The sequence below is a fragment of the Siphonobacter sp. SORGH_AS_0500 genome, from assembly GCF_002838835.1.
Classification (GTDB): domain Bacteria; phylum Bacteroidota; class Bacteroidia; order Cytophagales; family Spirosomataceae; genus Siphonobacter.
In genome coordinates, this window is record NZ_NHPP01000017.1 from 16289 (window position 1) to 34943 (window position 18655).

General features: G+C 45.4%; 20 protein-coding genes and 1 pseudogene. 5 read left to right on the plus strand and 16 right to left on the minus strand.

The features are described from left to right. Window positions 1-74: 74 nt before the first annotated feature. The gene (locus tag BWI96_RS17370; RefSeq protein WP_106637804.1) at window positions 75-602 is read right to left on the minus strand and encodes a hypothetical protein; all 528 of its coding nucleotides are present in this window, start codon (window positions 600-602) and stop codon (window positions 75-77) included. A 184-nt stretch (window positions 603-786) separates the two neighbouring features. Between BWI96_RS17370 and BWI96_RS17375 the strand changes: the two genes are divergently transcribed. Continuing rightward, entirely contained in the window at window positions 787-1224 is a 438-nt protein-coding gene (locus tag BWI96_RS17375; RefSeq protein WP_106637805.1) for an iron-sulfur cluster assembly accessory protein, read from the plus strand. Here the strand turns inward: BWI96_RS17375 and BWI96_RS17380 are convergent. Further along, window positions 1153-1731, minus strand: coding sequence for an HNH endonuclease (locus BWI96_RS17380; protein ID WP_106637806.1), 579 nt, complete (start codon window positions 1729-1731; stop codon window positions 1153-1155). The genes BWI96_RS17375 and BWI96_RS17380 overlap by 72 nt on opposite strands. Window positions 1732-1937: 206 nt before the next feature. Between BWI96_RS17380 and BWI96_RS17385 the strand changes: the two genes are divergently transcribed. Next, the gene (locus BWI96_RS17385; protein ID WP_106637807.1) at window positions 1938-2294 is read left to right on the plus strand and encodes a CoA-binding protein; all 357 of its coding nucleotides are present in this window, start codon (window positions 1938-1940) and stop codon (window positions 2292-2294) included. Window positions 2295-2546: 252 nt separating this feature from the next. On the opposite strand, the gene pssA is transcribed toward BWI96_RS17385, so the two are convergent. The 5 genes and pseudogenes from pssA to BWI96_RS17410 all read right to left on the minus strand — a co-directional run bounded on the left by pssA (window position 2547) and on the right by BWI96_RS17410 (window position 6420). Continuing rightward, on the minus strand, window positions 2547-3245 hold the full coding sequence (pssA, locus tag BWI96_RS17390; RefSeq protein WP_106637808.1) for a CDP-diacylglycerol--serine O-phosphatidyltransferase: 699 nt from the start codon (window positions 3243-3245) through the stop codon (window positions 2547-2549). Window positions 3246-3272: 27 nt separating this feature from the next. After that, window positions 3273-3929, minus strand: coding sequence for an MBL fold metallo-hydrolase (locus BWI96_RS17395; protein ID WP_106637809.1), 657 nt, complete (start codon window positions 3927-3929; stop codon window positions 3273-3275). Between the two features lie 68 nt (window positions 3930-3997). After that, entirely contained in the window at window positions 3998-4921 is a 924-nt protein-coding gene (locus tag BWI96_RS17400; protein ID WP_106637880.1) for an alpha/beta fold hydrolase, read from the minus strand. 10 nt (window positions 4922-4931) lie between these two features. Continuing rightward, window positions 4932-5647 (minus strand): annotated as a pseudogene (locus tag BWI96_RS17405) (SAM-dependent methyltransferase). Between the two features lie 2 nt (window positions 5648-5649). Beyond that, complete coding sequence (locus tag BWI96_RS17410) at window positions 5650-6420, minus strand: alpha/beta fold hydrolase (protein ID WP_106637810.1); 771 nt, start codon at window positions 6418-6420, stop codon at window positions 5650-5652. Between the two features lie 186 nt (window positions 6421-6606). Here BWI96_RS17410 and BWI96_RS17415 point away from each other — a divergent pair, with 186 nt between their 5' ends. Further along, complete coding sequence (locus BWI96_RS17415; RefSeq protein WP_106637811.1) at window positions 6607-7581, plus strand: polyprenyl synthetase family protein; 975 nt, start codon at window positions 6607-6609, stop codon at window positions 7579-7581. A 51-nt stretch (window positions 7582-7632) separates the two neighbouring features. Here BWI96_RS17415 and BWI96_RS17420 read toward each other — a convergent pair whose 3' ends face one another. After that, window positions 7633-8229: a DUF4082 domain-containing protein gene (locus BWI96_RS17420; protein ID WP_106637812.1), complete on the minus strand. Its 597-nt coding sequence runs from the start codon at window positions 8227-8229 to the stop codon at window positions 7633-7635. Between the two features lie 187 nt (window positions 8230-8416). Here BWI96_RS17420 and BWI96_RS17425 point away from each other — a divergent pair, with 187 nt between their 5' ends. Both BWI96_RS17425 and BWI96_RS17430 read left to right on the plus strand, forming a co-directional pair. Then, on the plus strand, window positions 8417-8836 hold the full coding sequence (locus tag BWI96_RS17425; RefSeq protein WP_198555291.1) for an OsmC family protein: 420 nt from the start codon (window positions 8417-8419) through the stop codon (window positions 8834-8836). 377 nt (window positions 8837-9213) lie between these two features. Beyond that, window positions 9214-9768, plus strand: coding sequence for a hypothetical protein (locus tag BWI96_RS17430; protein ID WP_106637813.1), 555 nt, complete (start codon window positions 9214-9216; stop codon window positions 9766-9768). Here the strand turns inward: BWI96_RS17430 and BWI96_RS17435 are convergent. From BWI96_RS17435 to BWI96_RS17470, 8 genes are all read right to left on the minus strand, one after another. Then, window positions 9765-10673 carry a Ppx/GppA phosphatase family protein gene (locus tag BWI96_RS17435; RefSeq protein WP_106637814.1) on the minus strand — a complete coding sequence of 303 codons (909 nt, stop codon included), beginning with the start codon at window positions 10671-10673 and terminating at the stop codon, window positions 9765-9767. The genes BWI96_RS17430 and BWI96_RS17435 overlap by 4 nt on opposite strands. A 117-nt stretch (window positions 10674-10790) precedes the next feature. After that, on the minus strand, window positions 10791-12425 hold the full coding sequence (locus BWI96_RS17440) for a glycosyltransferase family 39 protein (RefSeq protein WP_106637815.1): 1635 nt from the start codon (window positions 12423-12425) through the stop codon (window positions 10791-10793). A 47-nt stretch (window positions 12426-12472) separates the two neighbouring features. After that, window positions 12473-13345, minus strand: coding sequence for a lysylphosphatidylglycerol synthase transmembrane domain-containing protein (locus BWI96_RS17445; RefSeq protein WP_106637816.1), 873 nt, complete (start codon window positions 13343-13345; stop codon window positions 12473-12475). Beyond that, entirely contained in the window at window positions 13342-14301 is a 960-nt protein-coding gene (locus BWI96_RS17450; RefSeq protein ID WP_106637817.1) for a glycosyltransferase family 2 protein, read from the minus strand. The genes BWI96_RS17445 and BWI96_RS17450 overlap by 4 nt, the downstream gene beginning before the upstream one ends. Before the next feature lie 114 nt (window positions 14302-14415). After that, window positions 14416-15384, minus strand: coding sequence for a GDP-mannose 4,6-dehydratase (locus BWI96_RS17455; protein WP_106637818.1), 969 nt, complete (start codon window positions 15382-15384; stop codon window positions 14416-14418). Window positions 15385-15588: 204 nt separating this feature from the next. After that, complete coding sequence (locus BWI96_RS17460) at window positions 15589-17184, minus strand: glycosyltransferase family 39 protein (protein ID WP_106637819.1); 1596 nt, start codon at window positions 17182-17184, stop codon at window positions 15589-15591. A 33-nt stretch (window positions 17185-17217) separates the two neighbouring features. After that, window positions 17218-17529, minus strand: a complete 312-nt coding sequence (locus tag BWI96_RS17465) for a hypothetical protein (RefSeq protein WP_106637820.1) — start codon at window positions 17527-17529, stop codon at window positions 17218-17220. A 150-nt stretch (window positions 17530-17679) separates the two neighbouring features. Beyond that, entirely contained in the window at window positions 17680-18276 is a 597-nt protein-coding gene (locus BWI96_RS17470; protein ID WP_106637821.1) for a TetR/AcrR family transcriptional regulator, read from the minus strand. Between the last annotated feature and the right edge of the window lie 379 nt (window positions 18277-18655).

Genomic DNA, 18655 nt, shown 5'->3' on the forward strand with positions numbered 1-18655 from the left:
GATCTCATAAAATAAATGATAAAGCTATTTGCTGAACATTTTAACTCTAACCCCAAAACGCTAAACACATCAACTCATTGCCAGATTTTCTGGGCTTCCTGTTTGATTGCGTTTAGGGTTTCCTGCCATACTTCCATGGAGCGGCCTACGGATAACTCGCTAATCTTGCGGGCGAGGTCGAGAGCTGGGGCTTCGGCGGGAACTTCTGAGGCCGAACGATTGATTAAGGAAGTAACCTCCTGTACGGTTAAACGCAGGCGTTCCCAATTTTCATGGCTGATGTAAATCTGCTGGGCTACGTTATGCTGAAATTCCTGCCGGATTTCAGCGAGTAATAGCTGTTGTAGTTCAACGGCGGTAATGGCTTGTCCAGCGTTACGAATAAGCAGACTATTGGGACTAATGCGTTCAAGTAGGAGTGTGAGGCGTTCGTAAGCCTGCAAACGTAAGGGTAATACCTGCTTCAGAGCTTCTCCCTGGGCGTTCTGCTGCTGTTCAATAAGCTGTTTGTTCAGGAAAGCTTTTATGGTCAGGTAAAAAGCATATAAAACGAATCCGGCGGGTAAGGCTACTTTAATAAGATCACTGATAAGGTCTTGCATAGGAGTTTAGTTTGCAGTTTGCAGTTTGCAGTTTGCAGTTTGCAGTTTGCAGTTTGCAGTTTGCAGTTTGCAGTTTGCAGTTTGCAGTTTGCAGGAAAATATAAATCGGTAAATATAGGGGATATTGTTTGAAGTCAAGAGCACCTAACTCTAAACTGAAAACAGTAGACGGAAAACTGAAAAAATGATTACGCAGAAGATAATACCCATCACTCTAACTTCGGAGGCCCAGGAGCAGATCCGTGCGATCATCGAGAGCAAGAGCCTGCCTGAGTTTTATGGCTTGCGGGTAGGGCTGAAAGGGGCGGCTTGTGGGGCTTCGTTTCTGTTAGGGTTCGATACCAAGTCGCCTGACGATGATGAGTATACTCTGGAAGGAATCACGATTTACGTAGATCGCCGGCATTTGATGTACGTGATTGGTCTGACCATTGATTTTGATGAAGACGGCGAAGGGTTTGTTTTCCAGCCAGATCTTAAATCAATGCCCACAAGAAAAGCCCGACAGATTAGATTGCTATCGGGCTTTTCTTATGAAGGAATCAAAGGTCTATTTCACACCTTCAGTATCGTCCTCAACTTTCACGTGTCCCCAGTTCTCACCGGAACGTATGCGGTTTAGTTGAGTATGAGTAATGCCGAATTGCTTGGCAATCATCTTCAGACGATTCTTATCGCTCTTCAGCATCTTTTTAATCATCAGAACTTTACTCTCAGTTAGTTTGTAGTTTTTCGTGCGTTTTGGGCGTGGTTTTTCCTGGGGATTGGTTCGGTGGTGCTCGGTCATTTCATCACGAGTAACCCACTTCAGGTTTTCCCAGTGGTTGTTCAGCTTATCGTGGTCACGGTGAATGATAAATTTACGGTCGGCGTCGGAACGCTCCACAAAAAAATCAGCAACCAGCCGATGCAGGTAGCGGTTAATGACTTTACCTCCTCGGATACGGATATTCAGAGAACGATATCCCTGAATGATAGATCCCTTAATAATTTCCCCCTCAGGATCGTTCTGGAAACTACGAAGCCTTCCATAGTTTGATACTTCGTAATGGGGGGGATTTTCGATGCCTTCAAAAGGAATCTTAATCCATTTCTCATTCCAAAAACTACTAGATTTCTTCTCGCTCATGGTTAATTAATTAACATCCGTTCAAGTCAGGTTGACGGGTTAACTTACTTTAAATGTAGATTGGTTTTGGGCGGGCGGAGATGAAAGAAGATATAGTTGTTCAGAGCAGATGGTAAACTTTTTTTATTCATCACGACAAAACCAGTGCCGAATATCGTAAGAAATTTTCACGATTCACATGATTTATCCTATTAAATAAAAAAAATATGAAAACTTTAATTGTTGGAGCCTCTACCTATCCCGGCCGATACTCATATCTGGCAGCTAATAGCCTGTTAGGGCACGGACATGAAATCGTATTAATTGGAAAAGAAAACGGACAAGTGTCTGGTAATCAGATCTTACATGGACAACCCGAGCTCGAAGGCATTGATACTATTACTCTATATATCAACCCGACGCGGCAGCCCGAATTGTACGATTATTTGCTTAGTTTAAAACCTCGTAGAATCATCTTTAACCCCGGTACAGAGAATCCTGAGTTCGAGCAAATGGCAGAGGATCAAGGAGTTGAAGCGATTGAGGGATGCACGCTGGTCATGTTGAGTACTAGGCAGTATTAAGTATTAACCAAGGCAGGTTAGATTCTATTAATGAGTGATTTTTCCTAAATACTATCGAATATGAACTGGGTATAATTGGCCCTACGTTTGTTATAATTGAAATTTCTTAATAGATCCTTATATGTTAAGTGTACTGATTTAAATAGTGCCTAGTAAACGTTGGTGTTAGTCAATTATTGTTTCAATTACCTGAATAATAAAAAGAAAAGAAGCCCCTTAACTAAGGGGCTTCTTTTCTTTTTATTGCTGAATTTAATAGCTAGTCTTTCGGGTATTATTAAAAAGCGAAAGCAAAATGTATAAGGCAATGATTAAAGGAACAGATGTGAAGTTTAGCAGGATAAGCAGTAAGGCCGAGACAAGGAGGAAAATGAATTTAATTTCATTACCCTTCCAGCCAAACCCTTTAAACTTCAAAGCAAAAAGGGGCACTTCCATCACCAGCAAAAAGGACATGATGAAGCTAAATGCAATTAGGTAATTGGCATTGAGAATGATAGGACCCCACTCTTCGTGCTGACGCAGAATAACCGGAATGGAAGCAATCAGGAAGGCATTGGCGGGCGTAGGCAGGCCGATGAATCCAGAGGTTTGTCGTTCGTCGATATTGAATTTAGCTAGTCGCAGGGCCGAGAATACAGCAATGACAAAGGCGAAGTAACATTTCCAGGTACTGACTAAATCAGGAACACTTTCCAGAATCAGATGATAAATGATAATGGATGGTAAAACGCCAAAAGTGACCATGTCGGCCAGCGAATCAAGTTCTTTACCAATGGCCGATTGAGCTTTGACTAACCGGGCTACAAATCCATCGAAGAAATCCAGAATTCCGGCGATGACGATCAGGTACGAACACAGCAAAAGGTCATTATTAAAAGCCGCAACAATGCCGACGCAACCGCACAGCAGGTTACCGCAGGTCATGGCATTAGGAAGGTGCTTGAGCATACATTTCAGAAAAATAAAGTTTGTTAATCAGGCGTATTGCCCATTAGCCCCCACATAAGGATTGTATTGTTTCTCGCGACCAATGGTGGTCGAAGGACCATGTCCGGGAAAGACCTGTACTTCGTCGTTCAATTTAAAAAGCTTGTTTTTAATGCTGCTGATCAGGTCATCAAAGTTACAGCCGGGAAAATCCCAGCGGCCAATGCTTCCCTGAAACAGAACATCCCCGCCGATGCAGAGATTGTATTCCCGGTTCACAAAAGCCACATGACCCGGAGCATGGCCCGGCACGTGCAATACTTCAAGGATAGTGTTCCCAAAGGTTACATTCGTACCTTCTTCCAGCCAGGCATCGGGTTCGGCCTCTTCGTAATTAAAGAATCGGTAGGAGGGTGCCCGAACAACTACGGATTTTAAAATCGGCAAGTCAAGCGGGTGCAGGAAATAGGGAACGTGATAGGTCCGCTTCACGAAAGCATTGCCCAGCACGTGATCCACGTGAGCGTGCGTGTTCAGGAGCTTCACCACAATCAAACCCTGATCTTCAATAAAATCCTTTAACTCCTCCTGTTCTTCTTTGGTATAACAACCAGGATCAATAATCACGGCCTCTTTCGTATCATCCCAAAGCACGTAGGTATTTTCCTGAAGGGCGTTGAATGTAAAAACCTGTAGATATATCATACAAATTTGATTGAAAGCGTACGGTAGGATGGATGTTAAAAAAAGAACCATTGAATGAAATGATACTGCTAGTGTGGACGAAGCCAGCCAGTTACCGTATCGACAAAAATAGTTCGTTGATCGGCAAAAAGGTAATGTGAACAGTGATCTACGTGGGTAAAGAATCTTTTGCCAACCAATGATTTCAGCTGTGAAATCTGTGAGTCAGGAAAAATGCCGTCCAGTTTTCCATAAATGGCATAGATACGGACTTTTTTCTGCTGAATGTTTTTCAGTCGAGGAAATACGTTGAGACGTTTCAGCGGCTCATTCTGGTAAAAAAGAATCGGAGCTTCGTTATTCCGTATGCTCTGTTTCGAAAGGTCACTTTTCTCATAGGCTTCATATGTTTGCCGGGTTTCTATATCGGGCTGTACCACTTTGAAAAATCCGTTTTCTGAGGCGAGTTCGAAGCACTTTTTTCGGTAGGCCGCTGAATTTTTATCCAGTTTTTCTACGGCTGCAATCCTCGCCAGCATCGCCGGATCAGCGGCGTATTTTTGTTTTAACGTATCCAAAATGTGAGTGTACGTACCTTGTTGATCGACCAACGCTCCAGCCAAAATAAGCGAGGTTACCTTTTCAGGATGTGCTTCGGTGAAAAGCGTTGATACGAGTCCACCGAAACTATGGCCCAGAATTGTAGCTTTTTGAATGCCGTATTGAGCATACAACTGATTCAAATCCGTAAGGGCTTCCTGATACGTAAACCGGGCCTGCGGGTCTGTCGACCGGCCTTCGCCGCGACGGTCGTATACAATCACAAAAAAACCTCGATCGGCCAGCGTTTGTGCGGTGGTTCCTTCAAACAATGCGGAATTACCGCTGGGACCGCCGTGAATGAAAATAATCGGGGGATTTTTGCGATCTCCGTAAGCCGCCGTGTATAAGTTTTGAGCAAAGCTGGAAAAACTCCCTAGCAGGAAAAAGAATAAAATGAGTATTCGAAACATGAAGGAGTAATTAAACACCGAAGGCAAAAATGGTGGGTTTTTTATGTAAATCGGGTGGTTGTTCTCTCCACTGTTGAATAGAGAGCGTTCGTATCAATTCGTCGGGAGCCGTGAGATTCGAGCCTATACATAGCAACGTACGCGGATTACACACTCGCAGGACATCTTCCAGAAGGGCATTATTGCGATACGGCGTTTCCATGAATAACTGTGTTTGTCCGGTTTGGGCTTGCTTTTCAAGAGCCTGTATCCGCCGAATCCGTTCAGTTTTGTCGATGGGTAAATAGCCGTTAAAGGCAAACGATTGACCGCTAAACCCTGAACTCATCAGCGTCAGCAAAATAGAGGAGGGGCCTGTGAGGGGCACGACCCGAATGCCCAAATCATGAGCAAACCGAACAGCTACCGCTCCCGGATCGGCAATGCCGGGGCAACCCGCTTCCGAGAGAATGCCCGCATCTTTCCCCAACTTGAGTAAGTCTTTTACCTGTTGCTGCGTTTCTGCTCGCGGTGTGTCCTTGTGTAACTCAAAAAAGTAAGCTCGTCTATTTTTCGTCCGGTTTTCAGTTCAGAGATAAATCGACGGGCTGTTCGCAGGTTTTCAACGAAGAAAATATCCGTGCGGCTAATAACTTCCCGAATCTGTGGACTCAATACCGTCTCTGCCGTTTCGGGAGCGAGTACGGTGGGTAATAAAAACAAAGTTGGTTGCGTTTCTTCTGCCATCATTAACCCCGGATAAATTTCATCACTGCTTCAATAAACGCCTGCGGTTGCTCGGCCTGTACCCAGTGGCCCGCTCCGGCTATGGTTTCAATGCGAACGTCCGTGAAAATGCGGCGAATTTCCTTCTCATCTTCGTCGGTAATGTAAGACGATAGAGCCCCTTTCAGGAACAGAACGGGTTTGGTAATCGTCCGAATGCCGCTCAATTCACCGCCCACGGTTTCAATTTCCCGGGTTAGTACGGGCAGATTCAGCCGCCAGCTAAAGCCGCCATTTTCTCCACGAGCGAGGTTTTTCAGAATAAAATTCCGGGTGCCGGGGTGATCTTCGTATTGCGTAAAGAACATCTCCGCTTCCTGCCGACTTTTCATGGCCGCCAGCGGCATCAGATTCATGCCTTTGAGAATGCTGGTGTGATGAACGGGGTAGAAGCGGGGAGCAATATCCACCACCACCATTTTCTGCCAGGTATCGGGGTAGTTCATGGCGTACTGCATAACGGTTTTGCCACCCATCGAATGCCCAATCAGGATAGGATTGGTAATCTGCTGGTCGTTGAGAAACTCCTGTAGATCTTCGGCCATTTCTTGGTAACCGAAGTCATCACTCCAGGGCGAGCGGCCATGATTTCGCTGATCCAGCATAGAGACCCGGAAACCCAGGTCGGCCATTTGTTTGCCCACGGTCAGCCAGTTATCAGCCGAGCCAAAAACTCCATGCAATATCACGATGGCGGGGCCAGTCTCGCCCGCTTGCCGAAAGAACAATTTCATAGGTACTGAAGTCTGTTTCTGGAATTTTCTGAAAAAATTCCGGGTTAACTATACAACTTTTGCGGACAAAGTTATCCACGCGAAGCCAATCCTTCGTAAACTTGCCGAGGATTACCGTATTCATAGAGAAAATTTCGAGGTCTTAGCGAGTGAAGAACGGTCTTCTCTGAATACTGATCACCACACATGAGTCTTTCCATTCAACAAATACAAGCCCCCATCGATGCCGAAATGAAGGCATTCGAGGGAAAATTTCGTGATTTCATGAAAAGCGACGTCATGTTGCTGGATCAAATCATGAATTATATCGTTCGGCGGAAGGGGAAGCAGATCAGGCCCATGTTCGTTTTTCTGGCGGCCGGCGTTTGCGGAACTATTAACGATTCAAGCTATCGCGGAGCCGCTTTAATTGAGCTGGTTCACACGGCCACGCTCGTACACGATGACGTAGTGGACGATTCGAATTACCGTCGGGGTTTCTTTTCCGTGAAAGCTCTCTGGAAAAATAAAATCGCCGTTCTGGTGGGGGATTACCTGCTGTCCAGAAGTTTGATGCTGGCGGTCGATCACGAGGACTTTGATTTTCTAAAACTCATTAACCAGACGGTGAAGGAAATGGCTGAAGGGGAGTTAATGCAGATAGAGAAAGCCCGTCGCCTGGACATTTCAGAAGATATTTACTTTGAAATCATTCGTCAGAAAACGGCTACTTTGATTGCTTCCTGTTGTGCCGTCGGAGCCCGTTCGGTGGGAATGACGATGGACATTGTGAACCGGATGCGTCTCTTCGGAGAAAAAGTAGGCATTGCGTTTCAGATCAAGGATGATTTATTCGATTATGGCGATGCTGAAATCGGGAAACCCGTAGGAATTGATATCAAGGAAAAGAAAATGACCTTACCGCTCATTTTTGCCTTGAATCAGGCCGACTGGTTTACCAAACGCCGGATTATAAACATGATCAAGAACGATTCTGAGAATCCGAAGAAAGTGGCCGAAGTGATTGATTTTGTGAAGAAATCGGGGGGCATCGAATACGCCACGCAGGTAATGAAACGCTATGTAGATGAAGCTCTTGAAATTTTAAAGGAATTTCCGGTTAATCCTTTTAGTGAATCCCTGAAAAATCTGGTTCAATTCACGATTGAGCGGACGAAATAATAAAAAAGCTCCCGGACCAATCTAGTCGGGAGCTTTTTTCATGAAGGAGAATTAGTCGGGAATAAAGGTAAAATCAGCAACTCCAGTAAATAGATCCGTAGCTATATTATCCGTAGGAAATACCGATTCTGTTGTCGTCGATGTAATGGATTTGGATTGCTTTTGCAGGATGGTTACGTTACCCATAGTGAAAGGCATAAAACTTTCTCCTCCGGTTTTTTTAATGATATAGTAAGGTTTGTTTACATTTCCGCTTAGCGTATTGACGCTGATAAGGTATTTTTTAGTGGCATCCGTAATTTCAAGCGGATCAATGGAGGCCATTACCATCTTTTCCGGAGTAGAAATTTCAATGCTCTTCTGACGCAAGGATGTTTTTGTAGCCACATCCCACACCGTTACGACATAGGTACCCGTTTGAGGCAATTTACATCCGATTTCAGTAATTTTCCCCGGCACATTCCCCGTAAACACATACCCTACTTCCCAGCGGCCTGTAGTGAAATTTGTAGTCGTGAGATCCGTTCGTTTCAGGAACGTTTCCATGGGCCTTTCGGCTGGTTTGCTAGGTTTAGCGTCTTCTCCTTTTTTGCAACCTGTAGCTAGTACAACCAGTACCAGACCTACAATGGTAATCATAGCTTTCATCTTATGTTGAAGGTTTTTTGAATGAACAGGTACAAAGGTCAGACTTCGGCAGATCGTTGGAAATCCCCTATTTTAGGGACAAAGACTAAGGAGTTGCAGAAATTACCGGGGAGCTATAAAGGAGGTATACTTATTTTGAATGTATCTTTCGAAGATTTCTAATCTATCTTCATTATCTATCACAACCATGATCAAACGTAACGCAACAGCCGTCTGGAAAGGCACCGGCAAAGAAGGTTCAGGAGTAGTATCTACCGCAAGTACGGTATTAAACGAAACCCAATATTCATTTAATACGCGTTTTGAAGACGGAGTGGGAACGAATCCTGAAGAACTCATTGCAGCCGCTCACGCGGGTTGTTTTGCCATGAAACTCAGCTTCGACCTGAACGCAGCCGGTTTCACCGCTGACGAGATCAACGCGAAGGCTACCGTTGTGCTGGACCCCTCTAAAGGAGAAGTAACGGAAAGTAATATCGTATTGACGGCTAAAATTCCGAATATCAGTGAAGAACAGTTTCAGGCAATTGCGGCTGGAGCCAAAGCTAACTGCCCGATTTCTAAGTTATTGAACGCTTCTATCTCACTTGACGCTACGCTGGCATAAGCTGCCTGACTCTTTAGTTTGCGGAATAACGGCTCTGAAAAAGAGAATCGTTATTCCGCCTTTTTTAATCGTATTTTTGTGTTTAGGGAGATTGTATAAAGGAAAGTTTAGAGTAGAGTCTCCGCTGCCAGCTTTTCTGCTTGTAGCTAAACTAAAGGGTAGGTAGTAGGTACTGCCAGCGAAAAAAGCTGGCAGCGGCATGGCGATGGTTTTTTGTGGAGAGATACAAAAAGGAAAGTTTAGAGTAGAGTCTCCGCTGCCAGCTTTTCTGCTGGCAGCCAAACTAAAGGGCATGGATTAGGTGCTGCCAGCTTTTGCCTTAAAAGAACAACGGGTTTGGTTCTAGAACTGCAAACTAAAAATAGTAAACGGATAAAATGGCGATTAGTAAAGAATTGAAAGCGGCGGTGTTAAGTATGACGCGGGAGGAAAAAGACAAGCTGTTGGTGCGTTTGATTAACAAACACAAAGACTTGCAGGAACAGCTACAGTTTCAGTTGATTGAAGGGGGAGAAACCGTGCAGGAACGTCGCGATGCCATTCAGAATACGATTGATCGTCTCTACAAATTAGAACCCGATTCATCGGGTTGGTTAATGATGGATATGCGGAAAATACATTCCATGATTACCTATCACGTGAAGATTACGAAGGATAAATACGGCGAAATAGAACTGGTGTTGTATCTTTTGAATCAATGCTTTGAAAAACAGCTACCTTACGTTCAGAAATACACATCCAAAACGGATGGCATTGCTGAATACATCGCTAAAAGGACCGAAGCCGTTTTGAAGAAAATTCCCAAACTGCACGAAGATATTCAGTTTGAGTTCATGGAAGAGGCGAATGCTTTACTCGAACGGGTTCATACATACGCTCCGGCAACTTATGCCAGGCAATTGGGGTTACCGAAGCGTATAGAAGTCAGTTAAAGATCCGTTTCTTTTTTGCGTTTGCGATGGAGGTAACGATCATAAACGTACTGAATAATGCCGTCCTTTAAACCCAGATCCGGCACCATAATTTCTTTGGCACCTGACCAACGCATGGCTGACAGGTAAATCTCTGAAGCGGGGACAATAACGTCCGCCCGGTCGGGGTTGAGTTGCAGTTTATTGATCCGGTCTTCCAGCGTATACGACGCAATGTGCGTTTTAATCCGCTCCAATTCTTTAATGTCCATGCTTACCGGAGAAAGCCGGGTTTCAGAAAGATTAAAGAGCTTATTGATGTTTCCACCCGTTCCGATGGCGATCAATTCGCTTTGGTTGGGATCGATATTATCCAGAATCCAGCGTTTCATTTTATCCCAATCCGATTTCTGTTCTTTGCCTTCCAGCAAACGAACCGACCCAATTTTGAACGAACGGCTGGTCACTTTCGCCCGATTAACGTATAAATTAAGCTCGCTGGAACCACCGCCCACATCGACGTGGAGGTAGTTTTTATCCGAAGCCAGCGACTGTACCACTACATTATTAATTAGCTCGGCCTCTTTTGTACCGTCAATAATCTGGATTTTCATGTCTAACTGACCTTCAATCCGCGTAACAATATCCAGCGAGTTACTGGCTTCCCGCATGGCTGAGGTGGCACAGATCATGTAGTCTTTGCACTCGTGCAGTTCCATCAGCAACTTGAACGAATGCAGCATTTTATAGAGGCGTACTTCGCCTTCGGCACTGATCGAGCCGGTATTAAACACATCCATTCCCAAACGCAGGGGGAAACGCACGTATTCTACTTTCTTAAAGGTTAAAACGCCTTCATTATCAAGGACTTTTGAAATCTGTAGTCGAGCGGCGTTCGAGCCAATATCAATGGCTGCTATTTTCATGCGTAATCGTTTTCAGTGATAGGAATTATATAGGTTAACCTGGAGATTCGGCTTAGTGTTTTTAAGCAAAAAGGCTTTCCTCAAACCTAATCAAACATTAATCGTTCTCCAACCTTTTTAGTATCGTTCAATCAAATATCGACGTTCACAAACCTGGAACCTTGTTTTAGGGTCGAGAAATTTTCCCGAAAACTTCGATAGATGGTAATGTTGGTTCGTCCGAATCTGGGCGATTTTTACCCCTGCTTTCCGAAGCTGAGCTAAGCCTTCAGCATCGGTCATGACCCATCGGCTGGTTGGTAACTGGCCCGGCAGAAGGGGTGGGTGAATCTTCTGCGTATAAAAATCGAAGGTATAACTATAGATGTTATAGAACTCAAACGAATCCAGAATGGCGGGTTCTTTACGAGTAGACTGGGCAAACTGATAGCCCGCATCGTAATTGAATAACTGCGGGTAACCATTCGCATTCAGAGCCATAAAGGTAATGGTTGCTCCCGCGACGCAAACGCTGATGAGCCGTAAAAACAGAGGCGATTGCCGGAGACTCAAAAACAAAATCACTCCGGCGACCGTAGCTGCTACCACCTGGTTTATCACGCCCGGAATGGGAAAGTAATAGGTGTTGATGTAAGTGACCATGCCGAGCATGAGCACTACGACCAGACACTGAAAGTAAAACACCCAGCGAATGTGTTTGCTGGGCAGGTCGAACAACTGTCCGCTGAGCTGAAGAGCCAGGTAAGGAAACAGCAGGTTAAGGTAATGCGGAAGTTTGTACTGAGCCATCGATAGGATGATCATCATCAGAATGATGATACCCGGTGTCAGAACTTCTTTGAGATTTTTATAAGCAATCAGACTGCGAATCAGGCTCCAATAATTTAGAAAAGCCCAGGGCAGCCCGGCCCATAATAAGGTGTGCAGAAAAAAGTAAGGATCGTTACTGCCCGTGCCGCCCCAGGCTTCGCCCTGAAAACGCTCAATGCTTTGCCCCAGCAGTATGAATTTGATTCCTGAAATACCCGTCATTCCCCGGATTACTTTCTCAGGATGCAGGTCAAATTGCTGGTAAAAAGCGTATAATACCGGGCTGATGAAGATCAGAAAGAAAACCCCCATTAGTATCCATTTCCATTGCAAAAGGGCTTTCCAGTTTTTTTCAAAGAGTAACTGCATTCCTACGGCCATTAGTGGCATTGCTACGCCAATGCCGCCTTTGGTGGAAAAGCCCAGAGCCATGCCAAAGGCCGCTGCTATGGCAAATCCCAGGCTTTGGGTTCGTACAAAAGCCATCAGTGTCCAGATCGAAAAGACGATGTAGGCCGTTAGCATGGCATCCATCCGTACATCCTGATTAGCCAGAAACTGAGCAAAGTAAGTCGCGTAAATCAAAGCGGCCAGTTTTCCGACGTTCTCGCTGTAAAGCAGTTTTCCTAAGCGGTAAGTGGAATAAAATCCGAGAATGGAAGCGAGTAATGAAGGGAATTTATAAGCAAAGGTACTGACGCCAAACAATTTAAACGAAGCAGCTGATAACCAGAATAATAAATGCGGCTTGTCCAGGTAATCTTTCCCCCGGTCGATTAGACTGATAAAGTCGTCGGTTTCGAGCATATGCAGGGCAATCAGGGCGTGGTGAGCGGGGTCGGCATCATAGATCGGGACGAAAAGTCCGATGATATAAACGGCCGCGATGGCCAGCCACATAATGCCGTAAATGGGTCCCGAAAGCAGGCGGTCGGTATTCATAGAGGATCAATCAGAGAGGAAACTTCAAAAATAGGGCTAGAACCTCATTAGTCAAGCGTCGCGTTAGCGGGTTGATTGGGCAGGGATACCAAAGCTCCGGCTAAAGAACTCAAGGCGTTAATCAGAAAAAAGAGCAAACTGGCTAATACCGCCTGATCAGATGCGATGGGTAAATAATTCGCTGCTTCCAGAAAAATAAACTCCCGAACGCCGATGCCTCCGACGGTTAAGGGCAACACCGAAGCCAGCGAAGAGCCTAGAAAGATCAGTCCATATTCGATCCGGGCGTTCTGCACACCCATGGATTCAAGCAAGCATAACAGGACGATCATCTGTAAAGACTGAAGTAAAATGGATAACAGGAAAGTCCGTAAGTAGACCCCGGTAAACTTTTTGAAAAATAGCCAGTAAATCATCCAGCCTCCCATAAAGACGACTAACGCAAATCCCGCTAGAAAAAGCGATGGAAAGGGTAAGACTGCGGCTACCCAGGGACTGAATCCGGCTAGGGTAAGGGCAAGAAAGGTAATAGCGACCAGTCCACTACCCCGATCCAGTAATAAAGCCGAGAGTAATAATCGGTAATCGGACTGATGGCGTTTGCGGAGTAACCAGACTTTATACCCATCACCGCCAATCCCTCCCGGCAAAAACAGATTAAAGAACATGCAACGGTAATAAAGCTGAATCAGAAAGGGAAAAGGTTCTTGGATGGGTACTACTTTCAGATGTTCTCCCATGCGAAGCGTACTAGTAAGCTGGGAGGCATTATAAATCAGAAAAGCCAGCAGAATCCAGCCCCAGTGAGCTCGCTGGAGCAGCGGCAGGGTCTTGTCCCAGTCGATCTGGTACGCGATCCATCCTAAAGCCGCCGTTGTGAGGACGAGCTTTAGGAGGGTAGTAAGTGTAGTTTTTTTCAAAGGGAAACAACTTCAGAAGAACGGGAATAGATTTCGCGGACGAGGTAAGTCGATTTATTACCTGTTTCGTAATAGGTTCGCATCATCATTTCAGCCATAAATCCAAAGGTAATAATCTGTAAACCACCTAATATCATAACCACGGCAACGGTTAGCAAAGGACGATTGCCAATGTTTTCGCCACTGATTTTTACTCCGGCTAAATAAAGGCTGATTAAAGCTCCCGCGAAGAAAGTAAGGATTCCAACCGGACCAAACAGGTGCATGGGTTTGCGGAAGTATTTCTGGAAGAAGACCATCAGTAATAAATCCGACATGACCTTAAAGGTGCGACCTAGGCCGTATTTTGATTTCCCAAATTGCCGGGCGTGGTGCCGAACGGGCATTTCCTGCATCCGGGCTCCCTGCATGGCGGCCAGCACGGGAATGAAGCGATGTAACTCACCGTATAAGCCCAGGTTCTGGGCAATCTGGCGTTTGTAAATCTTTAACGTGCAACCGTAATCATGCAGGTAGACACCCGTCATGCGACGAATGAGAGCATTGGCGATTTTACTGGGAATTTTACGTAAGACCATCCCGTCCTGCCGATTGGCCCGCAGTCCGGCAACTACGTCCAGATTTTCTTTTTGCAGTTTTTCCAGCATGAGGGGAATGTCAGCGGGATCATTCTGTAAATCACCGTCGAGAGTAACCACATAGGGTCCCAGAGCCTGACCGATACCCGCCGCCATGGCGGTGGTCTGTCCGTAATTTTTATTAAGCACAACCAGCTTCACCTGTTCATCCGCGTATTGCTTGATCCGGGCAACGGTAGCATCGGTTGATCCATCGTCCACCAGAATTAGCTCATAGGAAAGACCCGTCATGGCTTCGCGAACGCGGCTCAGCAGGGGCTGAACATTATCTTCTTCGTTTAATAAGGTGATTACCAGCGAAAGTAAAGGACTAGACATGTAGAGTATAGAGTTTCGAGTTGGTTAGTTTTGAGTTAATGGATGATTACCAGGACAAAGGCACTTCCCTGTGGAAGCGTGACCCTAAACTCAAAACCCACAACTCCAAGACGCTTATATTGTTAAATGGGGCAAAGCCGCTTTCCATTGAACGAATTCCCGGAGACCGTCTTCGAGGCTTACCGTCGGTTCATAACCCAGGAGCTGCCGTGATTTGGTTAAGTCTGCGTAGGTTTGGGAAACGTCGCCGGGTTGTTCTTCTTTATGTTCGTAAATCGCTTCCCGACCAAGGGCTATCTCCAGTGAAGAAACGAGTTTTCGTAGCGTAACGGGCTTTCCAGAAGCTAAATTAAAAGATTCAAAACCAGATCCTTCGTACTGAAGAGCCCGTTCAATACCAGTAATAATGTCGCTGATGTGGGTGTAATCCCGCTGGGTGCTGCCGTCGCCGTAGAGTACGATGGGCTGAGCGTTGAGAATCAGATCGGTAAATTTATGAATGGCCAGATCGGGCCGCTGACGGGAGCCATATACGGTGAAAAACCGTAGGGCTAAAAACTGAATTCCGTGTAAGTGAGCGTAGGTGCGTCCCAGCATTTCTCCTGAAATTTTAGAAGAAGCATAAGGACTAATGGGTTGTAAATCCGTATCCGTTTCTTTCCAGGGTACATTTGGATTCTCCCCATAAATGCTTGAAGAGGAGGCATATATGAATTTCTTAACCGACAAGGTTCGAGCAATCTCCAGCATGGAAAGAGTACCCATAACGTTGGTATCGTAATACTCTTTTGTCGAGTGAATGCTATTCCGAACGCCCGCTTTGGCTGCCAGGTGAATAATGGCTTCAAACCGCTGACTCTGAAGGATTTTAGTAAGGTAATTTTGATGCGTAACAGGAGCTTCAATTAATTGAAAATGAGGATGCTGGCTAATAGCCTGGAGGTTAGCCTGCTTTTGAGAAGAGCTATAGAAATCGTCGAAGTTATCAATAATAGTAACGGCGGTATCTGGCGTAGACAGTAGTCGCTCGGCAAGGTGACTACCTATAAATCCTGCTCCTCCCGTAATCAGAAAATGTTTCATGGTTTTCTGGGATTTGAGACCAATCGATTCGGATTAGCTTCGTCTCAGCATGGAAGGCTAAAGAAACGGTAAGTTACAATTCTTTACGACGTTTTCAGCCTTTTCTGCGGACGAATGAATAAGGTCCGGGTACGTTCATCGGTTCAGTCCAATGGTGAAGGGCATGAGTACCCCTTCAAACAGTGGAATTAAACGATTTATGAACTAGTATTCCGGAGATTTCTTTAATAAAATCGTGGTGGGGGTTTCGAAAAGGTCACGCTTTCGGATGACTTCCTGTAACTGTTCGAACTCATCCAGTTCGGATAGAAATTCAGTTCGGGAAATAACCATGACGGACGGATGCACTTGCAACGCATTTTGCAAAGCCTCGGGCGTTTGCATCACTTCAACCGGGCGATTGAGATAAAACACATATGCTGGATTGAATTGTTTATAAGCAATGACTTTTTGCTCGGGCCCGATGAGCTGAATGGTCTGACTCACCGGATTTTCCCGATCAATAATAGGATAAGCCAGCTGGAAAAACAGAATGGCTGTAACAATGAATGAACCCGTTAGAGCCATGATTGTTCGATTCAACTGATGATGCCGGAAGCGATACCAGGCGGCGGCGGCTCCCAGGGGGAACGTCAGAAAAATGAATGCCCAGTCCGCCAGATGCGATACCACCGGATCGAGTCGAAGTCCCAGATAAAAAGCAATGGGTAATAAAGCCGCGAGTACGATGTATACGATCAGCGAAGGGCGAAGTGATTTCCAGAGTGATTCCTGCTCCAGAACTGTATCCAGAAAAGCCCCGATCAGGAAGGCAACAAAGGGATAACTCGGCACCGTGTAATTGAAAAGTTTGGTACCGGAAAAGCTGAAAAACCCAACCACTACCATAGCCACACTCAGGGCAAATGCCAGCACCTCCTGCTGTCTTCGCTGCTTCCAGGCCGAGTAAATGGCCTGCGGAAGAAAGACGGAAAAAGGTAACAATCCAATCAATACATACAGGGGTGTAACCAGAAAAAATCCGCCGTGCCCTTCCATGGGTGCCTGAAAACGGCTGAGGTTATGTTTCAGAAAAAAGCCTTCTGTCCAGGCTCCGCCGGTTGCCTGATGCACGCTTAAATACCAGGGTAAAGTAAGGACTAAAATGAGTATAATGCCCGGTAAAAGTTTCATTTGCAGGAGGTAGCCGAGTTCTTTTCGCATGAAGAGAAACAGGCCTCCGGAAAGTCCTACGAGTACCAACGCAATTGGACCTTTGGTTAACACGCCCAAACCCAAGGCCAGATACATGAGCCAGATCCAGCGGGAAGACTGAAAAGACTGATCAATCTTTCGATACCATTCAAAAAAAGAAACCCAGGCTAAGGTCAGGAAAAAAATCAGGTAAGGATCGGGAACGGCCATTCGAAATTGAACGCCAATGTGCAGGGAGGCCAGTAGGACCAGAGCAGTAATCCAGGCCGTTCGCGGATTTCGGTTTCGCCAGGCGAAGAAAAAGGTTAATAGAATGGTACCGACCCCGGCAAGAATAGACCCCAACCGGGCAGAGAATTCGCTTACGCCGAAGAGGTGGTAGCTGCTCATCATTACCCAGTAATGCAGAGGCGGCTTATCCGTGCGAAGTTCGTCATTAAAGGTCGGGACAATCCAGTTATGATGCTCAAACATTTCGCGGGCACATTCGGCATTTTTGGCCTCATCGAGCGAATAGAGCATGAGTTTATTGGTTCCCAGTGAAAGCAATAGGAAGCTGAAAATCCCCAGTATAACCAGAGATTTTGATAAAGTAAAGGTTTTCATGGCAAGGGACGCTAGGTCCGAAAATCCTCAGTATTAACTCATTAAAGCTGAATAAGAGGAGGGTGAGGACGTGAAACTAGAAACAGACTGATTCTGGCGGAATTCATTTACCAGGTCACCAACGGTAATGATGTGACGGAGAGAAGGATTCGCCAGCTCAACGCCCAAAACGTGTTCTACTTCGTTCGTTAACTCTCGTAATTCGGCATCAGTCAGTCCAAAATCCTGCTGAAAAGAATGTTGGAGACGGATGGTGCGGGGGGCGTACACGTAGAAACTTTTGCGAAACAGCGTACGCAGAACAGAGATGATCTGTCCCTGGAGGGGGTCAATAATAGTTTTCATGGCATAGCCCGTTCGGGCATCATTAAGGTACTACGGATAATCAAACTAATTCATAAGGTGCATAAGTATAGATCGGGGTTGCATTAACATAGGTTTAGATTTTTCGACTGATTTTGTATTTCGGTCGAAAATGAGGTAAAAAAAGGAACGCTATTCAAGCCCTTTTCCGAGGATGTCGATCATTAAATCCAGTTTAGTATCTAAATCAGGATTCTCATCAAACATCAGAATATCAATTTCGATCCCGCGTAAGGCACTTAAAATCACGTGGGATAATAAGCTTAAATCCGCCCGGTGACGTTCGTGGATCTCCTTTCTTTCAATACCGAAAGTAATGATTCCTTCGAATAAATTGATTTCCCGGCTACTGAATAAATTCCGGCAGGAATCAATAACCGAGCGATTGCACTGCACTTCCGCGGACAGCGTCCGGTAAAGATTCATCTTTTTATGAAGGGCAATAATCTTGGTCTGCGTAACGGCTTTGAATTTTTCCCGGGTAGTAGTGGCCTGTTCGCAGGCTTTTTCCATCAGGGTAAAGACATCACTCATTTCTTTGAATAATACAGCTTCAAAGATTTCTTCCTTGCTGGCAAAGTAATAATACAGTGTACTCTTTCCCTTACCCATCGCCTTGGCAATGTCTTCCATCGTGGTTTTGTTCAAACCATATTGCTGAAAGATTTTCTGAGCGGCTTCCATAATGGAGGCTTTAATCTGCTCATCTTTAAGGAGGAGTGCAGTCATTTCGACTAAAAACGTTTTACGGTCTAAAAGTGGGACTTAGTTTTTAATTGACCTAATTTTTTTGCACTTTTTTGGAGACTGTCTAAAAATAAGTAAGCTCTCCACTTCGGGAGAACCGTTGGGGGAAGAAATTATGCTAAAATCTGTCGTAGAGAGCGAAGCGGAGGAGCTTATTGGGTTGCTTCCCCGGATGAAATCCGGGGACAACCCGAGGACACGGTTGGTATTTGAGACCATTTCATACCTGAAGGATATTTATCATGAATCAGCGTCTGTCATTCAGAGCGAAGCGAAGAATCTTATGACCTTTTTCGAGCTCGTTAGGTCAGGCGTTAACTTAACTAAGCTAGACCCGTTCTACAGCATAACTCTCTCTTCG